The organism is Labilibaculum sp. DW002, assembly GCF_029029525.1.
Classification (GTDB): Bacteria; Bacteroidota; Bacteroidia; order Bacteroidales; family Marinifilaceae; genus Paralabilibaculum; species Paralabilibaculum antarcticum.
This window is the reverse complement of record NZ_JAKJSC010000001.1, coordinates 1,686,086-1,702,823: the sequence shown is the minus strand read 5'-3', so window position 1 is coordinate 1,702,823 and position 16,738 is coordinate 1,686,086. Positions and strand designations below refer to the sequence as shown.

General features: G+C 34.0%; 17 protein-coding genes and 1 tRNA gene. 12 read left to right on the top strand and 6 right to left on the bottom strand.

The window, feature by feature from the left end; genetic code table 11:
- Positions 1 to 3: 3 nt before the first annotated feature.
- Together L3049_RS06485 and L3049_RS06480 are read right to left on the bottom strand one after the other, a co-directional pair.
- A complete protein-coding gene (locus tag L3049_RS06485) occupies positions 4 to 450 on the bottom strand; it encodes a thioredoxin family protein (protein WP_275108992.1) in 447 nt (148 codons plus the stop codon).
- Positions 451 to 1,097: 647 nt separating this feature from the next.
- Entirely contained in the window at positions 1,098 to 1,646 is a 549-nt protein-coding gene (locus tag L3049_RS06480) for a hypothetical protein (RefSeq protein WP_275108991.1), read from the bottom strand.
- Between the two features lie 144 nt (positions 1,647 to 1,790).
- Here L3049_RS06480 and L3049_RS06475 point away from each other — a divergent pair.
- From L3049_RS06475 to L3049_RS06460, 4 genes are all read left to right on the top strand, one after another.
- A tRNA-Leu gene (locus tag L3049_RS06475) sits at positions 1,791 to 1,874 on the top strand.
- 288 nt (positions 1,875 to 2,162) lie between these two features.
- A complete protein-coding gene (locus L3049_RS06470) occupies positions 2,163 to 3,389 on the top strand; it encodes a site-specific integrase (RefSeq protein WP_275108990.1) in 1,227 nt (408 codons plus the stop codon).
- Between the two features lie 1,476 nt (positions 3,390 to 4,865).
- On the top strand, positions 4,866 to 5,189 hold the full coding sequence (locus L3049_RS06465) for a type II toxin-antitoxin system RelE/ParE family toxin (RefSeq protein WP_275108989.1): 324 nt from the start codon (positions 4,866 to 4,868) through the stop codon (positions 5,187 to 5,189).
- Positions 5,190 to 5,249: 60 nt separating this feature from the next.
- Positions 5,250 to 5,561: a helix-turn-helix domain-containing protein gene (locus L3049_RS06460; protein ID WP_275108988.1), complete on the top strand. Its 312-nt coding sequence runs from the start codon at positions 5,250 to 5,252 to the stop codon at positions 5,559 to 5,561.
- A 39-nt stretch (positions 5,562 to 5,600) separates the two neighbouring features.
- On the opposite strand, the gene L3049_RS06455 is transcribed toward L3049_RS06460, so the two are convergent.
- Genes L3049_RS06455 through L3049_RS06440 form a run of 4 tightly spaced genes read right to left on the bottom strand, consistent with a single transcriptional unit; the run spans position 5,601 to position 8,037 of the window.
- On the bottom strand, positions 5,601 to 6,239 hold the full coding sequence (locus L3049_RS06455) for a hypothetical protein (protein WP_275108987.1): 639 nt from the start codon (positions 6,237 to 6,239) through the stop codon (positions 5,601 to 5,603).
- Positions 6,229 to 7,230 (bottom strand): cyclic GMP-AMP synthase DncV-like nucleotidyltransferase, encoded by a 1,002-nt coding sequence (locus L3049_RS06450; protein ID WP_275108986.1) that lies wholly within the window; start codon positions 7,228 to 7,230, stop codon positions 6,229 to 6,231. Before L3049_RS06450 ends, L3049_RS06455 begins: the two co-directional genes overlap by 11 nt.
- A 12-nt stretch (positions 7,231 to 7,242) precedes the next feature.
- Positions 7,243 to 7,857 (bottom strand): Cap15 family cyclic dinucleotide receptor domain-containing protein, encoded by a 615-nt coding sequence (locus L3049_RS06445; RefSeq protein ID WP_275108985.1) that lies wholly within the window; start codon positions 7,855 to 7,857, stop codon positions 7,243 to 7,245.
- 3 nt (positions 7,858 to 7,860) lie between these two features.
- Positions 7,861 to 8,037: a hypothetical protein gene (locus tag L3049_RS06440; protein WP_275108984.1), complete on the bottom strand. Its 177-nt coding sequence runs from the start codon at positions 8,035 to 8,037 to the stop codon at positions 7,861 to 7,863.
- A 91-nt stretch (positions 8,038 to 8,128) separates the two neighbouring features.
- Here L3049_RS06440 and L3049_RS06435 point away from each other — a divergent pair, with 91 nt between their 5' ends.
- The 8 genes from L3049_RS06435 (at position 8,129) to L3049_RS06400 (ending at position 16,738) form a co-directional block, all read left to right on the top strand.
- A complete protein-coding gene (locus tag L3049_RS06435) occupies positions 8,129 to 8,794 on the top strand; it encodes an RNA polymerase sigma factor (RefSeq protein ID WP_275108983.1) in 666 nt (221 codons plus the stop codon).
- Positions 8,784 to 9,119, top strand: coding sequence for a hypothetical protein (locus tag L3049_RS06430; RefSeq protein WP_275108982.1), 336 nt, complete (start codon positions 8,784 to 8,786; stop codon positions 9,117 to 9,119). Before L3049_RS06435 ends, L3049_RS06430 begins: the two co-directional genes overlap by 11 nt.
- Positions 9,106 to 9,900 carry an ImmA/IrrE family metallo-endopeptidase gene (locus L3049_RS06425; protein ID WP_275108981.1) on the top strand — a complete coding sequence of 265 codons (795 nt, stop codon included), beginning with the start codon at positions 9,106 to 9,108 and terminating at the stop codon, positions 9,898 to 9,900. Before L3049_RS06430 ends, L3049_RS06425 begins: the two co-directional genes overlap by 14 nt.
- Positions 9,901 to 10,171: 271 nt before the next feature.
- The gene (locus L3049_RS06420; RefSeq protein WP_275108980.1) at positions 10,172 to 10,765 is read left to right on the top strand and encodes a recombinase family protein; all 594 of its coding nucleotides are present in this window, start codon (positions 10,172 to 10,174) and stop codon (positions 10,763 to 10,765) included.
- A gap of 126 nt (positions 10,766 to 10,891) precedes the next feature.
- A complete protein-coding gene (locus L3049_RS06415) occupies positions 10,892 to 11,305 on the top strand; it encodes a Fur family transcriptional regulator (protein ID WP_275108979.1) in 414 nt (137 codons plus the stop codon).
- Between the two features lie 72 nt (positions 11,306 to 11,377).
- Entirely contained in the window at positions 11,378 to 11,683 is a 306-nt protein-coding gene (locus L3049_RS06410) for a DUF6660 family protein (RefSeq protein WP_275108978.1), read from the top strand.
- Positions 11,684 to 12,043: 360 nt separating this feature from the next.
- Positions 12,044 to 12,364 (top strand): hypothetical protein, encoded by a 321-nt coding sequence (locus L3049_RS06405; protein ID WP_275108977.1) that lies wholly within the window; start codon positions 12,044 to 12,046, stop codon positions 12,362 to 12,364.
- A 33-nt stretch (positions 12,365 to 12,397) separates the two neighbouring features.
- Positions 12,398 to 16,738, top strand: coding sequence for a CusA/CzcA family heavy metal efflux RND transporter (locus L3049_RS06400; RefSeq protein WP_275108976.1), 4,341 nt, complete (start codon positions 12,398 to 12,400; stop codon positions 16,736 to 16,738).

Genomic DNA, 16,738 nt, shown 5'->3' with positions numbered 1-16,738 from the left:
TGCTTACTTGTTAATAATAGACTGAATGTGTTGAATGTATTTCTCTGGAGAAATCTTTTTGTAAGCTGTTTTTCCAAGCACTTTTCCATCTGAATCCATCAGAATGATTGTTGGGAACTGACCATTTTTATTGTATTTCTCAGCCAATGCTTCGTTGGTAGCAGTTTGCTCTTTCGATAGTTTGTTCTTTTTTAACCTTGGAAAATCCAGATCAAGAATCACCAAATTCTCACCTGCATATTTTTCAAACTCTTCAGTGTTAAGGATTGTCTTTTTTAATAGGATGCAAGCTCTACACCAATCAGAACCTGAAAAATTGACGAATACGGTTTTGTTTTCTGATTTTGCTTTTAGTAGTGCTTCTTCTAAGTTGCTTTGAGCAAATGTGCTTGCGGCGCTTAAAAGAATGATGCAAACAAATACAGATATGATCTGGGCAATTTTCTTCATAAGTACAATTGTTATTTGTCAGTAATAGTTACTTGAATTTCACGATTTATTTTTGCTTAAACAAATCTATGAAAAATATGTCTTGCACGATATAAATAACTGTTAAAAGATCTAAAAAGGTAGATGTTTATATTATTGGTGATTATTTTTCACTCCCTTTAGAGAGTCGATCGCTTTTGGAATGGGCTGTCATGATCTTCGGTGATCTCTCCCGGTTAATCGGGATCGGTAGCGAGGAGGAACAGCTTGTCTCGATATTCGGGAAGAAGGATAGGATGAGGTTATTTTTAATTATTCATTAAAAGAAGCTTCGCTCATTTGCCCTGACTTATAATATGTTTGCCCTTCAGGCAAAAAAATCATACAATCCAATACTGTCCCAATTAATCTTGCAATCCAGATTCAAACTGCTGTTTTTCCTTTTGAGATCCTGTCCCGATTCTCGGGAGAAAAAACCCGATAGGGAAAAGGGTGAATCTTAAAAAATCATAATTATCTGCGTCCTAATTATACTTTTTTAATTACTCATTATTAATTAAAAGAAGCTTCGCTCATTTACCTTGGGCTATAATATGTTTGCCCTACAGACAAACATATTTATCCGCACAGCAGTGCGGATCTACACCCTCAATTTTCAAGCTTGTTTTTTACAAAGTAATGCCGTTGTTGTGAAGAATGCTTTTTACATCATTGCCAAGAATTGTTTTTAGAAGAGATATCAGCTTGTCAATTTTTTCATTGTTGATGTCTAAAAGACCAAGAAGAATATAGGCTGAATTGCTGTCTAGGGGAGCATCTTTAACCAATTCGATCATGATTCTGGCACCTGAAGTAAATTCTTTATTGGACAAAACAGAAAGGTTAACGAAAAATTGGCTTGCCGCACGAATAACATCACCATCTTCTTCTACCTGAATAAAAGGAAATAAGGCCATAATCGCTTTTGGTCTATTTTTTCGAATGGAGGCACTTAATGCGGTTAGCATTTTTATTCTTTCCTCGCTAGTAGTAGTTGATTGCAGGTGTTCATAAATTTGAAACAAGACAGGAATCATTTTTTTATTCTGACTTTCGCCATATAAAAAGCAGGTTCTGAATGTCATGATCTGAAATTCATTCTTATTTAATTCATTCCATTTTTCAGGTTGAACTGCTAATTTGTCGAGGTAGGTGTAATCCTTTTTATTTTCTGCCATGTATCTTTTTAATATTTCACAAAGATAGAAAATGAAATTCATCTCCAAAGAAGAATTATAGGGAATGATATTTTATTTAGAAGTACTATGAATGGGGCGATGTGTTTTGCATTTGGTTCTTTTTTGTTACTTTTGCTAGCCCTTGCCCAGGTGGCGGAATTGGTAGACGCGTCAGCTTGAGGGGCTGGTGGCCTTATGGTCGTGAAAGTTCGAGTCTTTTTCTGGGCACTTCTTAACTGTTAAATAAAAACAAAAGCACTTAAAGTCACTGACTTAAGTGCTTTTTGTTTTTTGAAAACATCAATTAAAGGCAAATAATCGCATATTAAGCGAGACTATATCGAGAACAGACATACTGTTAAGTTTTTGTTCTCGACAAGCTCATAAATCTCTCTAAATCAACATCAAGAATGATGCGAATTGATTCGTTTTACTATTTGAAGTTGGTAGAATTTCTACTAATTTATAGATGCAAAACGGGATGATTCAAGGTTAAATATAAACTTAACAACGATTATGAGACTGACTATCAATTTTTCATTGAAAAAAGGGAGGGCTAGAGTTAATGGTAAAGCCCCTATTTACGTGCGGTTGACCATGAATGGTCAACGAGTTGAACTATCCTCTAATATTTTTGTGATTCCAGAAAAATGGGATGAAAATGGGCAACAGCATAAAGGACAAAATGATGCCTCGATGGTAATAAATAATACCTTGGATAAAATTCAACTTGAATTTCTTGATATTTACAATCAGTTCAAGTCTTTTGGTGATGAATTTGATGTCAACGCAATTAAAAGCAAATACCTAAATGAAGACGATGGAAAATATGTTGGTATTTTATTTGTTTTTGATTACTATCTTAATAGTATGGCGGAAAAACTGCACCGAGGATATGCTATGGAGACCTACAAACACTATAAGTCTTCTCGAAAACGTATTTGTAACTTCATCAAATTTAAATTTAAAACAAAGGATTATCCACTGGGAAAAATAGACTATAAATTCTTGGATGAGTTTGATGTCTACTTGAAAACTAAATTTGAGGTGCATCAGAATACGGCCTGGAATTATCACAAACATTTTCGCCGTGTTCTAAACCTTGCGATTTCTTTGAGGCATATTGATAAGAATCCCTATGGGAATTATAAGGTTCCTTTGGTAACAACTCATCGGGAATACTTAACTTCAGAAGAGTTAGAGAGAATTGAAAACAAGTCCATTGAAATGGACCGTGTAAGATTGGTTCGTGATATTTTTGTTTTTGCTTGTTATACAGGTTTGTCTTATTCCGATATCCATAAATTAAACGGAACTCATCTACAAAAAGGAAATGATGATAAAGACTGGATTGTCATTGATCGAAACAAGACCAACACAAGATGTAGGATACCATTATTGCCAAAGGCTAAAGAAATTTTGAATGCTTATGAGAATTATCCTGCGACTGTCTATTCTGGTAAATTATTGCCTGTATTAACAAATCAGAAATTGAACAGTTATTTAAAGGAGATAGGGGATATGTGTAATATTAATAAAGATATTAGTATGCACATGGCTCGACATACATTTGCAACTTCGATTACTTTGTCCAATGGTGTTCCTATTGAAACAGTTTCTAAAATGTTGGGACATACTTCCTTAAAAACAACACAGATTTATGCGAAAATTTTGGATGAGAAGGTTGCGGAGGATATGGAGGAGCTGAAAATAAAGCTAGAGCTGAAAGAAAAAAAGAAATAGTTTAAAAGTTAACGATACATAATTTTTTAATTGTTCGCATTTACAATTTAGGATACCATCACGAAAAGTGTGAACTTTTTGTTTTAAAATATTGATATGTAGCACTCTAAAAGCAAGTTGGATTTGCCATAATATTGACCAGTATGATCGATCTCTACTGATATGGATGTTCTACAAAAGAAGGTGAATGTGTTATAGTTTTATTTCTTGTGTCTGAATGTAATGGTTTATTAGATGTTTATCTTCATACATGTGTCAGCAAATTTAGAAACGGGCATGGATTAACACAAAAGCGTTCGGCATAAACACACCCAATCATTTCAAAGAGTTTTTTATCCTTCACACAGGCCAGGTGGCAAAAAGCTTTGTATTTTGCATGCTGCAAAATACAAAGCCTTTTGGCTAACCTGCTTAAAACACATTGAAATGATTTTCCCAGCCAATACACAGGCCATTTATTCCGTTTCCTTTTGGATAAGTCATGACCTTTTTGAAAAGGGATGCTTATGCATGTAGCAAAGACCGTGATATATGTAAAGAGTTTAAAGGAGAGGGAGAGCTTTTGTTTTTTCGATGCAGAAAATACAAATTAACGTAACGGACAGTATATCACCTTGTAAGGCAAGTTGGTTTGTGGAGGTGTACAAATAGTAACATTCTTATCCCTTTTCAAGCTAATTAATTTTATTTAGGTATCATTTATTTGTCCTGGAACTTTCTGCAGCTGATAAAAACGGTATCAAAAACGAAAGCCGGTGCAGCTGGACAAAGAACAATTTGGTATCAAAAAAAAGAAGCGTTTCAAAATTCCACCTTAACTACATACAATTGTTATTTTTGGAACAAAGTGAAAAGTGGGTGAAAATTAAAAATTTCACTCACTTTTTATTTACTCAAGTTATAAGAAAAACCCTATGCCTTCCTTGATTAATTTTATAACCAGTAAGGCGTAATTAATTTGCTTGGTTGAATTTTTCATTTTCCATTTTTTAATAATTCTCTTGAATGTTTTCCATTTCATAATTTTGTTAATTTTTTTTTATCCTCATTACTTCTAATGAGGTAATTTATATATCAGTTTTAGGGGCAAAAGTTTATGTTTTGGCAAACTTTATTTTCAGACTGTTGGAAATGCCTGATTATATTGGGGAAAAGAAAGGAGTCCTTTAGTTATACACTTTCAAATTCAGACATAAAGAGAGGAGCTTATCTTCTTACATATTATACTCAGCAAAAGCCGTTTTGGTAACTCTTTCAGGATAAACTTTGCTTGTGGATGGAAATTAGTTTGAGTACCTTAAATAGGGTAGGTGATCATAACATGGGTTATCGGACAAGGCTATCCCTTACCAGTGCTGAAAAGCTTTACTCTTAGGTTCAAATTGGTTGATTTCACCAGCTGGAGAGTTTAATGAAATCTTAATTTACATTCTCAAAAGTTCGCTTTTAAGTAGACTTTTTATATCTTTGTAGCAAATGATCAAGTTATTTGATGTTGTATTAAGTAAAGAATCTGAAAACTTCTTAGAGGTTTTAGATGAAAAGGTTCGAAACAAACTGTTCACGATCATCGAACAGTGTCAATATTGTATCGATCCCAAAAAATTCAAAAAACTCAGAGATGATGTTTGGGAATTTAGGGTGACAAACAAATCGAATCGCTACCGACTTTTAGCCGTTTGGAACAAAGACTCACAATCATTAGTCCTCTGCACTCATGGTATTGTGAAAAAGGTTTCAAAAGTTCCTGAAAAGGAAATAAAGAAAGCCAGGAAGATAGCAGAACAATTCTTTTCTTAAGTGACTTAATTGTACTCCGAATTACTCCAGAGTAATAAATTGAATCAAATTAAAATCGTTATGAAAAATCAAGTTAAAAAAGCAGGTTTTAAAACTTTGGATCAAGTAAAAGATAATTTTCTTGGGAAAGAAGGAACTGCTAAGAGAGATCAATATGAAGTTGAGCTAAAGTCTGAATTAATTGGAATTGAAATTAAAAAATTAAGAATAGAACAAAAATTATCGCAAGCAGAGTTAGGAGAGAGAATAGGAGTCAAAAAAGGTCAGATATCTAAAATTGAGAACAATTCATCTAATGTTACAGTTAATACATTAAGTAGGGTATTTAGTGCATTGGGTAAAACATTGAATCTTGAGGTTAGATCGGCTTAAGAATCGTACTGGAGTAAAAAGAGGGAGGTAGTTTTAAAACTATCTCCCTTTTTTTATTTTATCAATAAAAATCCTTAAATCACATTGTAGAAGCTCAATGTCAATTTTACGAAAGTCTTTATAGCAAGTATGATGCCTACCATTATGGCATTTTTTCATTATCTGACCGCTACCACAATAGCATAAATCGTGCATCTTTAGTTTCTTGTATTCAATTCTATTTATCATGAGCCTGGCAATGAGTAAATCATTATTTGATTGTAAGATATCTCTATATCCTTCAATGATTCCAAGCTTATCATGAGAATACTCATCGGTTTTATAATGTCCATTTATTTCAAAATATGAATTGTTTTGGAAATATGGCACAACAACCTCTTTTACAAACAAATAAAGTGTTTCCACTTCTGTTCTCATTAAAATTTGAGCTTTTGCCTGTGTAGACAAACAACAAGAACCTGTATCTGTATAAGTATGACGGGTAACTTTTCGTGGTATACGCTCACTAACTTCAAACAACCTCGGAAAATGCCTAGGATATGGCTCTAATTCTATTGATACATCATAGGAGTCATCCTTTGAAATAAACAATTCCCCATCAATAGAATTGTTTATTTCATTAAAAGATAAGTCTGGGTAGTGCTTTAATACTTCTTGAATCTGCAGATTAAGCTCCATAAGGTTTTGGTGTAATTAGTGCTGCTCCAAGACTTGCACTAAGGTTATTACTTTTATCTTCTTCGTCTTTATCTTCTCCAAAAGGAAATCTATCACCAAACTGATTATCACGTAATATTTCAGAAGCCTTTTTGAAGTTCTTTTCATCCCTAGCTCTATCTAAATCATTCAGTAAGCTTTTCAATATTGTGAGAAAATTATCCTTTCTTGTAGTTGAATAATTAGCAAAAACATCTTCATCCTTAGGAGTTGTAGGACGTAAACACATAAAACCATTAGGCTTATTAAGTACTGTGTCTATTTTACGAACTGTTTCTCTGAATACTTTGTCATCATTATCATCCTCAACATAGTTGTTTGCAGCTAAGATTGTAAGCTCAAAACCACTAGGTAATTTTAAATTCGTATTTTTTAGTTCACGATAGTTTTTCCAAGCTTTTATGTACCTAACAACTCTCTCCAACTGCGCATTTTTAAGATTGTTAAACCATTCGTAAAATTCCTTTGGGTCGCTTTCAATCCAACTCTTAGCTTTATGAGCCAGTTCGATAACATCATCCAACTTATAATATATTGGTAAATCTAGGTGATGCCCATCAATATAAATAACCCGAATACAGGTTGTTTTTTTAATTGGCTTTTGAGCCGTATGGTCTTCAACTGATTTATAAACCCAATCATGCCATGTTTCGATGGTTTGCTTATTATCTTCATCGTCCTTTTCAATGAAATAAATACCAAAATCTAAGTCGTATTTTAATAACGTATTATTGTCGCTATATTTTTCAGGAATAGGATTAACTCCGGTATTCATTTCAAATGAACCTTGTCCATGAAATTTAGGTTGCAAATCATCCGGCTTGTTATCCTTAAACCATTTCCTGATTTTCTTTTTAATGTCTCTTCGACTGTCCTTTAGTGACTCTTTACGAGAGGATGTAAGCTTTATATCCTTATTATACTTTGTAAATTCTTTGTGCAAAACTGCCATAACTAAATATTATTAAAATTCGTGACTAAGGTCATTACTGACCCATTTAAGATTAAAATATTCTCCCCTCGTTTGAGGATTTCTGTTTGTATAATATCCACCTGTCAATTTCTTAGATGTACCATTCTTTATAAATTTTAATACATCAGTCCCAAAATGAGGTGGGAATCCAAGTTGGGGGTTACCCTCATTTAAGAAATGATAGATAATTTGGTAGTGATTCTCATCTTCTGTAAGTTCTATAAACATACCTCTACTATATGATGGAGAAGATTTCTCACCATCCTCATTGAGCGTAAATGATGCAATAGAAATACGGCTCCCATTTTGATTAATAACCTTCACATGCTTTCTCTCTCCTGATTGAAAATTGCCCTGATCATCGATATACTGATATCTCAATACTCCCTCATATCTGCCAGAGAAATCATCTACCCAAAACAGCCATTTGAAAGGCTTAAATTTCCATAGGTATTTTGAAATCAAGACAAGCAACATGGTAACTGTTCCTGAGATAGCAATTGATAGCTCCCAATGGCTCTTTGCCAAATACAAAGCAATAACCAATGCGCCTATAACTGACACCAAAATGCCTGACTTGAAATAATTAAAAAAATTGTTCTTCATAATTTAGTTTTTCTCCTTTCTAACTCCTTTAAATGGTTTATCACTTGATGTTTTCACATCTATAAATTTCCCTGTCTCAGCATCACGCTTTGTCCAAAGACCTGTTTTAGGATTCTTTACTTGTGAGCGTTGTTTAACTGCTCCTTTTCTACTTCCGTCTTTCGGTGGGTTTGTTGCCATATTGTTAAATATTTCATTAATTTTATACATCCTTTATAATCATACCAAAAGCGTGACTCACGCTTTTGGTATTTAATTAACAAAATTAGTTTTGGAAGTTATAGAAGAAATGAAATTAGCCTGTAGTCTGAATTTACTTGAATATATAGGCTGGAAAGAAGAATATCCAGAAGAAGCTAAAGCTGCTTTTGAAGAATTCTGTATCCGCTATGACCAAGCAGTTGTTAAGGCTGCAGAGATATTTTGCTATAAGTGGAATCTTACAGAAACCGTTGCACTAGATATTGTTAATTGTACATTTGCCAGAGTATGGAAATATCATACATATAATCATGAAAAATCAAAATCGAAGGAGGTTGACACTGGTATAAGAAGGTGGCTTAATAGAATAGCATATACTCAGCTTGCAAACTATACCAATAGAGGGACTTGTCATGAACCAGATATAGAAACTGATTTGTCATTAATATACTCACTTGATGAATTAGTGGATAAAACAACAGATGATGAGATAACTAGGAAAGAATTAAGAAAACAGCTAAAAGTTCTTGATGATGTAATTGCTCAGCTGGGAGAAAAGCATCGTATTATATATTTGACATACAAACTATATGCTCCAGCGGGAAAAAACATTCCAAGATCTGTAAGTAAAAAACTTCAAAATGAATTGGAGTTAGTTCCAGGCTCGATTAGGAAATATAAAGAACAAGCGATTAAACAAGTCGAAAACTTTTTAAACAGAAACTATGGCAGCTAAGAAAAAAAGCAACAACATAAATGCTGATAGATTCGACGAATTATTGGCTATTGCAGGGTATATTTATCCACGAAATGATAAAGAATTGGAACAGTTTGAGTTATTATATGAGAATTATGATTTCAAACTAAAAAATGTTAGGATTAATCCTGAAGAAATTATTAATCAATCTTTTGAGAAAAAGGGAAAAGTACTAAGGTTGAGGAATGATGAAGAGCAACAAGATATTAATGAGTTAAGAATTGCTGCGAGAAAGGGAAATGAGCATATTCCTCAGTCAATTCTTGAAAAAATGAAGCGAAAACATAACGATGAAGATAAATAGCCGTAAAAAAAATCAAATTCGAGAAATAGCAGAATTTCTTGCAATGGAGCATGATGAAACGATAACCCCTCTCAAAAAGATAGCTCATCTAGAGGATGTTCCTGTTTTTTACGATGATTATGGTAATGCTTTTGATGGAACCTTAGTCTATGATAATGGTTATTATATACATTTAAATACAGCTCTAGGTAACACTCAAGATAAAGAAAGAGGGAGATTTACATTAGCACACGAATTAGGCCATTACTTTATAAATACTCATCGCCTTGCACTTAAAGAAGGTTTATTAGAACCACATCCTTCCAGATACAATAAGAATAAACATCAAATGATTGAAAGAGAAGCTGACTTTTTCGCTTCATGCTTATTAATGCCTCAAGAAAGATTTAGGCTTGATTGTGAATTTTACAGAAGGTTTGATTATAATATTATTGAAGATCTACACAAAAAATATCATGTAAGTATCACCGCCTGTGCAATACGTTTTGCAGATATTGGGACACACCCTATTATGGTAGTTTATATGGAGGATAATAAAATTCAATGGAAATGGCAAAGTGACGACTTCCAATTCTGGAATTTAGCTGATGGGAAAATTAATGTTCCAAAAGATAGTCTCGCAGGACAATACTTTAGAACAGGTATTGGGCAAAAGAGAACAGAAGAATTGTGGGGAATAGATTGGTTTAATGATATTAGAGACGAAGATCTGAACAGTAAGATCTTTGAACAGGTTATTCCATATAAAAACAAAGCATTAAGTATTGTTTGGTTTGCTTAAGACCAATAGGCTATAAACTTAATTTGGGAAAGGCCTCTTTAAAACACATTGGTTGTGTGTTTCAGGATTATTCTTTCCCATACACTCAATATAATTGATCATCCATTCATTTTGCTTATTAAATATGGAAATCATCCAATTTTATGAACACGAAAATATGTATCACAAAACGGTCACTTTGTGATACAACGAATATTCAACTTTGTAAATGGTATTTTTGTATCATATATTTGTCTCATTAATTAATGTCAACCTTTAAACTATTTGAGATATGAGCAACCAAAAATTTGGATATGCCAGGGTAAGTACAAAAGATCAGAAGTTGGATTTGCAAATTATTGCTCTCAAAAAATTTGGTTGCGATACAATATTTACTGAGAAAATTTCTGGCTATAAAGAGCGCCCACACCTACAAGAAATGATCAATAAGCTGAGGGAAGGGGACACAATTGTTGTTTGGAAGTTGGACCGATTAGGCCGATCCATAAGACATATTGTCGAATTAATTGATCATTTTAAAAAGATTGGTGTAAATTTTATTAGCTTGAATGACAATATTAATACAACAACTTCGCAAGGTAGGTTTTTTATAAATATCATCGCTTCACTTGCAGAATATGAAAGAGAACTAATTATTGAACGCACAAAAGCGGGACAAGAGGCAGCTAGGCTAAGAGGTAAATTTATAGGTAAACCTAAAGGTCTTTCAAAAGACGCTTATAAAAAAGCGCAAATAGCTAAAGAATTATATGAAGATAAAAAAATGAAAGCTGAAGACATTGCCATTATTATTGGTAAAAGTAGAGCTACAGTTTATAGGTATCTTAATAATATGGATGTTAATTATAAAAATAACCCCTTATAAATGTCTTGAAGTTCACTCGAGAGAGACAAATCTCCGAATAATTCTTGTCAAGAAGTATGGGGAAGATTGGATTAAAGACCTTGATACACTTCAGAGAAATAAAAGTTGTTGTTAATTTGAAAAAAAATGAATCCTGAATTAGACAAAAAGCTCAAATCCAAAAACATAAGACCAACTGCTATGCGTCAGTTGGTTTTACAGGTTTTGATTGATCAAAATACAGCCATCAGTCTGCCTGAATTGGAACAGAAATTTGAAAAAGCTGACAAGGCTACTCTTTACAGGACATTAAAAACCTTTGAAGAAAAAAGACTAATCCATCATATTGAGGATGGAACAGGAGCGGTTAAATATGCCTTGTGTCATGAAAAATGCAATTGCCATCTAGAGGACCTTCATGTTCATTTTCTTTGTACAAAATGCAATCAAACGTATTGTCTGGATGAAATACAAATTCCGGATATCAAACTTCCTTCTGATTTTTTGCTTGAAAGCGTGAACCTAGTTGTAAAAGGAATCTGTTCCAATTGCAAGAAATAACTTTGCAACTCAGTTGCACAAACTTTTTCCGATATTTGTATGTAGATATTTAAAGCAACTGATTAATTAAGTATGAAAATCATAGCAGTCATATTATCGGTGTATGTAATGGTTTTAACAGCCATGCCTTGTACTGATGTACATGCTGCTGATACAAATTCAGTTGTTCTGGAATTGCTTGAACAAGACCAATATCATTCATATGATGTTGATTTATGTTCTCCTTTTTGTTTTTGTGTTTGCTGTCAAACACACCCCCAACCAGTTGTGTACTTTACCTTCCAGATTGATTTTACAGGTTTTAACTTAACAGTACCATCAATTGTACAGAATGAAAGGGAATGTATAATTTCATTCTTTCGACCTCCCAAAGTTTAATTTAGTTTCCTTTTCTGGAAGACATGAGAGCAATTCTTGTGACTTAGCGAATTGTATTTATTCATTTCATAAAAATGATCTGTTTTAAATAAAATAACGTTCAAAATTCCGCAAGAATTATTGCAAAAAAAAGTTGGAATTCCTGTTTGGTTTTCATTTTAAGAAATACCAAAAGATTATCGACTCATAAATAATTGTTTGGTACCATGGCTGCAAGGAGGTTAAGTAAAAAACAATTAAGGTAAAAGCAAATCGTTGAAAACCAAAGATTCAATAGAACGATGTTGATCAGTTTTAGTTTGCTTTTTCTAACTCTAATCTAAATTCTGTTTTTTTTCACTTATTGGTGCGATACCAAATATGCCTACCGAAAATTCGCATTGTACGGCAGGACAGTTTCCTAATGAGCAGGTTTGTATGTGCAATGATCGTTTGCAGTATCACGAAAGTTCAAAAGTTATGCATGACAACGGAGTATTCTATATCTGTGGCTCAAGGTGCCATCAACATCTAATCAACAACTTTCGGGAAATTGCTTTTGTTACAGATGCTTTTTCCGGTAAAACCATCAGTAAATCCGATGCCATAATTGGCTTGAAAGAGAAGAATCAACCTGTGTTGGTCTATTTTGAAAACATAAAAAACTTCAAAAATTATTATGCAGTAAAAGCAAGTAAATAAAATCAGGTTAATAACATGTAAAACAAATATGAAATGATAAACAGAATTATATCTTTTTCAATTAAAAACAAGGCACTAGTCGGACTGATGATAATCGGTCTGATTATAGGGGGTATATACTCTATGAACAAAGTGCCACTTGATGCTGTACCTGATATTACAAACAATCAGGTACTAGTAATAACTACAGCCCCTAACTTGGGAACGGAAGACATTGAGCAATTTGTAACCTATCAGGTCGAACTTGGAGTTGCCAACCTTCCAGGAGTTGAAGAAATAAGGTCTGTTTCAAGATTTGGACTTTCGGTAGTTACAATCGTTTTTGAAGATAAAATGGGTACTTACCTGCCACGGCAATTAGTAAGTGAAGCTTTATCCGAAATAAAAGAAAAAATACCGGAAGGTTTTGCTGAACCATTTATGGCTCCTATCAGTACAGGTTTAGGTGAAATTTATCAGTACACACTTGAGGTTCAGCCCGGTTATGAAAAGATGTATGACGATATGGAGCTACGGACCATGCAGGAATGGATTGTTAAACGTCAAATGGCTATGGTTCCTGGTGTTGTCGAGGTAAACTCTTTTGGTGGCAAAGGCAAACAATATGAAGTTTCAGTTAACCCTGATAAACTAAGAAGCATGGGAATAACCATGGCAGATGTATTTGATGCCTTAGAGACAAATAATCAAAATACAGGCGGGGCTTATATTGAGAAGAACTTCCAGGCTAATTTCATTCGGGGTGAGGGATTGATGCGCTCTTTGGATGATATAAAGAATACGTTTGTTATCAATAAAGATGGTAAGCCAGTTTTTATCAGGGATGTAGCCGATGTAAAGTTTGGCAGTTTTGTGCGTTATGGTGCTTTTACTCAAAATGGTAAGGGCGATGCTGTTGGTGGTATTGTCATGATGTTAAAAGGCGCTAATTCAAACGATGTTATCAAAGATGTAAAGACGAGAATGGCTTTAATTCAAAAGTCTTTACCGGAAGGTATAGAAATTAAGTCATTTCTTGATAGGAGTAAACTTATTAAAAGTACCACATCTACAGTTGCCGAAAACCTTTCTATTGGAGCGTTAATCGTAATATTTGTCCTTGTAATTTTCTTAGGAAACCTACGTGGAGGACTAATTGTAGCTTCTACTATCCCATTAGCCATGCTGTTTTCATTTATTATGATGCATCAATTTGGAGTATGGGCTAATCTTATGAGTTTAGGGGCTATTGACTTTGGTATACTTATAGATGGAGCTGTAATTATTGTAGAAAGTGTGATTTTTTATCTTCATAAAAACGAGCTTATAGGCACAAGATTAAACAAGGTCAAGAGAGATGAAATAGCATATAAATCAGCAAGTAAGATGATGAATTCTGCCTTTTTTGGTCAGTTAATAATTCTCATCGTTTTTATACCTGTTTTAGCTCTTCAAGGCGTTGAAGGAAAAATGTTTATTCCAATGGCTATGACTTTTGGATTTGCAATTTTAGGTGTCGTCTTGCTTTGTCTAACATATATTCCAATGATGGCATCCATATTCCTTCAGCCCCCAAAAACTAACAAGAAGACATGGGGAGACAAATTTATTGGAAAACTTGAAAATATATACAGTCCGGTTATAGATTGGGCAATTAAAAGGAGTCGCATTGTTATAGCAATTGCTTTGATATTATTAATATCCGGTTGGTTCATCTTCTCAAGGCTAGGAGCTGAATTTACACCCCAACTTGATGAAGGTGATTTTGCTTTTCAGGCATTTTTAAAACCCGGCACATCACTTTCTGAGGTTCAAAAAGCTTCAACCCGTCTCGAACAAATAGTTCTTGAAAACTTTCCCGATGAAGTTGAATCAATTCAGTCCCGTATTGGTGTTGCTGATTTACCGATGGATCCCATGCCATTAGATATTGCAGATATTTTTGTGATTCTAAATCCAAAAGATGAATGGACAAAGGCTGATTCTAAGCAAGAATTAATAGAACAGGTTGAAGAAAAGGTAAGGGAATTACCGGGAATTAATTATGGTTTTACTCAACCCATTGAAATGCGATTTAACGAATTACTAACAGGAATTCGAGAAGATGTTGCTGTAAAACTTTATGGTGCTGACCTGGATGTTTTATCGGAAAAAGCCGAAGAAATAAAAGGTCTTATTTCTGGTATTGATGGAGTTGCAGGGGTGAAAGCCGAAGCAACTAAAGGATTACCTCAAATTACAATTAACTATAACAGAAATAAGTTAGGACGTTACGGATTAAATATAAATGAGTTAAATACCATTGTTGAAACAGCATTTAGCGGTGGAATTGCAGGAGAAATTTATGAAGGGGAACGAATGTTCGATTTGGTAGTTCGCCTGGATAAAGAACACCGCAGAAGTATTGAAGATATTAAAAATTTATATGTCAACCTGCCCGATGGTAATCAAATACCCTTTAAAGAAGTAGCTGACATAAGCTATCAACCAGGTCCGATGCAAATTGGTAGGGACAATACCAACAGAAGGACTTATGTTGGTATAAACGTTGAAGGCAGAGATGTAAAATCTTTGGTTGAAGAAATTCAACAAACATTAGATGAAAAACTAGTACTTCCATCAGGGTATTATATCAGATATGGTGGAGCATTTGAAAACCTTGAAAGAGCGAGTAAACGACTTGCTTTAGTCGTACCTCTGGCATTAGCCCTTATTTTTATGTTAGTGTTTTTTGCCGTAAAATCACTAAAACAAACGCTTATGATTTATATAGCAGTACCGTTTGCTGCTGTAGGAGGTATTATATCCCTTTATTTACGTGGAATGCCATTTAGTATCTCTGCTGGAGTTGGGTTTATTGTACTATTTGGTGTTGCTGTGTTAAATGGACTGGTACTTGTCAGTGGATTTAACGAAATGAAAGCCGAAGGTAAATTCAGTTTAGCTGAAATAATTACAAAAGGCTCTATTCGCCGTATTCGTCCTATTTTGTTAACTGCTTCTACCGATATACTCGGTTTTTTACCTATGGCAATATCTGCATCAGCAGGAGCTGAAGTACAACGACCACTCGCAACTGTTGTTATTGGCGGCATGTTAACTTCAACCCTATTAACACTGGTTGTTCTACCTGTTTTATATAACATTGTTGAATCAGGAAAAAAAACAATTAAACTACCTAAAGTAGGAACAGCTGTATTAGCCGTATTAATGATTGTAACGTTTTCAGTTCTTCCAAATGAACTTAGTGCTCAAGATTCATCAATAAACTTGCAACAAGCAATAGAAAGGGCAAAGGAGAATTATCCTTCAATTAAAGCTGCTCAGATGGAGGTTGATAAGCAAAAAGCTTTAAAAGCCACTTCTTACGATTTTGGTAGTACCTCAATATACACAGGAAAAGAGGAAGTGGGGAACGGTTCTGCAGGTGTCCAAAATCAGTTAGGAATTGTACAATCTGACATAGATATATTTGGTATTCCAGCAAAAAATAAATTAGTCAGTGCCCGAACACAACAAGCTGAATCGGGACAGAAGCTTACCGAATATTCATTGGCTCGTGATGTAAGTATGGCATGGTACAATGCTGTCTTTGCCAAACAACAATTTCAGCTTTTCAAACAGCTTGATACCTTATACGCAAATTTCCAGAAAGCTGCGGAGTTAAGATACAAGACTCAGGCCACTTCTAAAATTGAATATCTTTCGGCATCGGCCAAATACAAAGAATTGCAGGTTAATATTAAGAAAGCTGAAAGTAACTATTATGCAAGCTTGCAAATTCTAAATCAATACCTTTTATATCCGACGGAATTTGATGTTAATATTCAAAATTTAGAAAAGAATGTTTTTGATATTATTTCAGCGAGAGATTCTTTAAATGGAAGTCCGTTATTAAATTATTACTCAACAGGAATCGATGTTGCAGAATCGGCTTGGAAAGTGGAAAAGTCTAATTTTCTACCTAAGTTAAATTTGGGATATAAATTGCAATCAGTTGACGGCAAATCAGGTTTTTATGGATGGGAAGCGGGAATATCTGTTCCTTTATTGTTCTTTTCCCAGTCAGGCAAAACCAAGGCTACAAAAATAAATTTGCAGATTGTAGGTCAGCAATACGAGCAAAAGAAACTGGAAATAAAAGCCAGGTATAATCAACAAATTAGCAGATACCTTACATTGCAAGATGTATTAAGATATTACCAGGGAGAAGCATTACCATTAGCAGAAGAACAAATTCAGGCATCCAATCTGGCGTATCGCCTTGGTAGTATTGATTATATCCAGTTTATTCAGAACATGGAAATGGCTATCAAAACAAAACAGGATTTTTTCAAGCAACAAGTAGAGTATTTTGAATTGTCTGCTCAATTAAAATTTTTAACAGGTAAATAA

Coding starts and splice junctions, on each gene's coding strand:
- L3049_RS06450 (WP_275108986.1), bottom strand. CDS start 7,230: ATGGCAGTTTTGCACAAAGAATTTACAAAGTATAATAAGGATATAAAG.
- L3049_RS06480 (WP_275108991.1), bottom strand. CDS start 1,646: ATGGCAGAAAATAAAAAGGATTACACCTACCTCGACAAATTAGCAGTT.
- L3049_RS06400 (WP_275108976.1), top strand. CDS start 12,398: ATGATAAACAGAATTATATCTTTTTCAATTAAAAACAAGGCACTAGTC.
- L3049_RS06420 (WP_275108980.1), top strand. CDS start 10,172: ATGAGCAACCAAAAATTTGGATATGCCAGGGTAAGTACAAAAGATCAG.
- L3049_RS06460 (WP_275108988.1), top strand. CDS start 5,250: ATGAAAAATCAAGTTAAAAAAGCAGGTTTTAAAACTTTGGATCAAGTA.
- L3049_RS06455 (WP_275108987.1), bottom strand. CDS start 6,239: ATGGAGCTTAATCTGCAGATTCAAGAAGTATTAAAGCACTACCCAGAC.
- L3049_RS06440 (WP_275108984.1), bottom strand. CDS start 8,037: ATGGCAACAAACCCACCGAAAGACGGAAGTAGAAAAGGAGCAGTTAAA.
- L3049_RS06405 (WP_275108977.1), top strand. CDS start 12,044: ATGCCTACCGAAAATTCGCATTGTACGGCAGGACAGTTTCCTAATGAG.
- L3049_RS06410 (WP_275108978.1), top strand. CDS start 11,378: ATGAAAATCATAGCAGTCATATTATCGGTGTATGTAATGGTTTTAACA.
- L3049_RS06425 (WP_275108981.1), top strand. CDS start 9,106: ATGAAGATAAATAGCCGTAAAAAAAATCAAATTCGAGAAATAGCAGAA.
- L3049_RS06465 (WP_275108989.1), top strand. CDS start 4,866: ATGATCAAGTTATTTGATGTTGTATTAAGTAAAGAATCTGAAAACTTC.
- L3049_RS06415 (WP_275108979.1), top strand. CDS start 10,892: ATGAATCCTGAATTAGACAAAAAGCTCAAATCCAAAAACATAAGACCA.
- L3049_RS06445 (WP_275108985.1), bottom strand. CDS start 7,857: ATGAAGAACAATTTTTTTAATTATTTCAAGTCAGGCATTTTGGTGTCA.
- L3049_RS06470 (WP_275108990.1), top strand. CDS start 2,163: ATGAGACTGACTATCAATTTTTCATTGAAAAAAGGGAGGGCTAGAGTT.
- L3049_RS06430 (WP_275108982.1), top strand. CDS start 8,784: ATGGCAGCTAAGAAAAAAAGCAACAACATAAATGCTGATAGATTCGAC.
- L3049_RS06485 (WP_275108992.1), bottom strand. CDS start 450: ATGAAGAAAATTGCCCAGATCATATCTGTATTTGTTTGCATCATTCTT.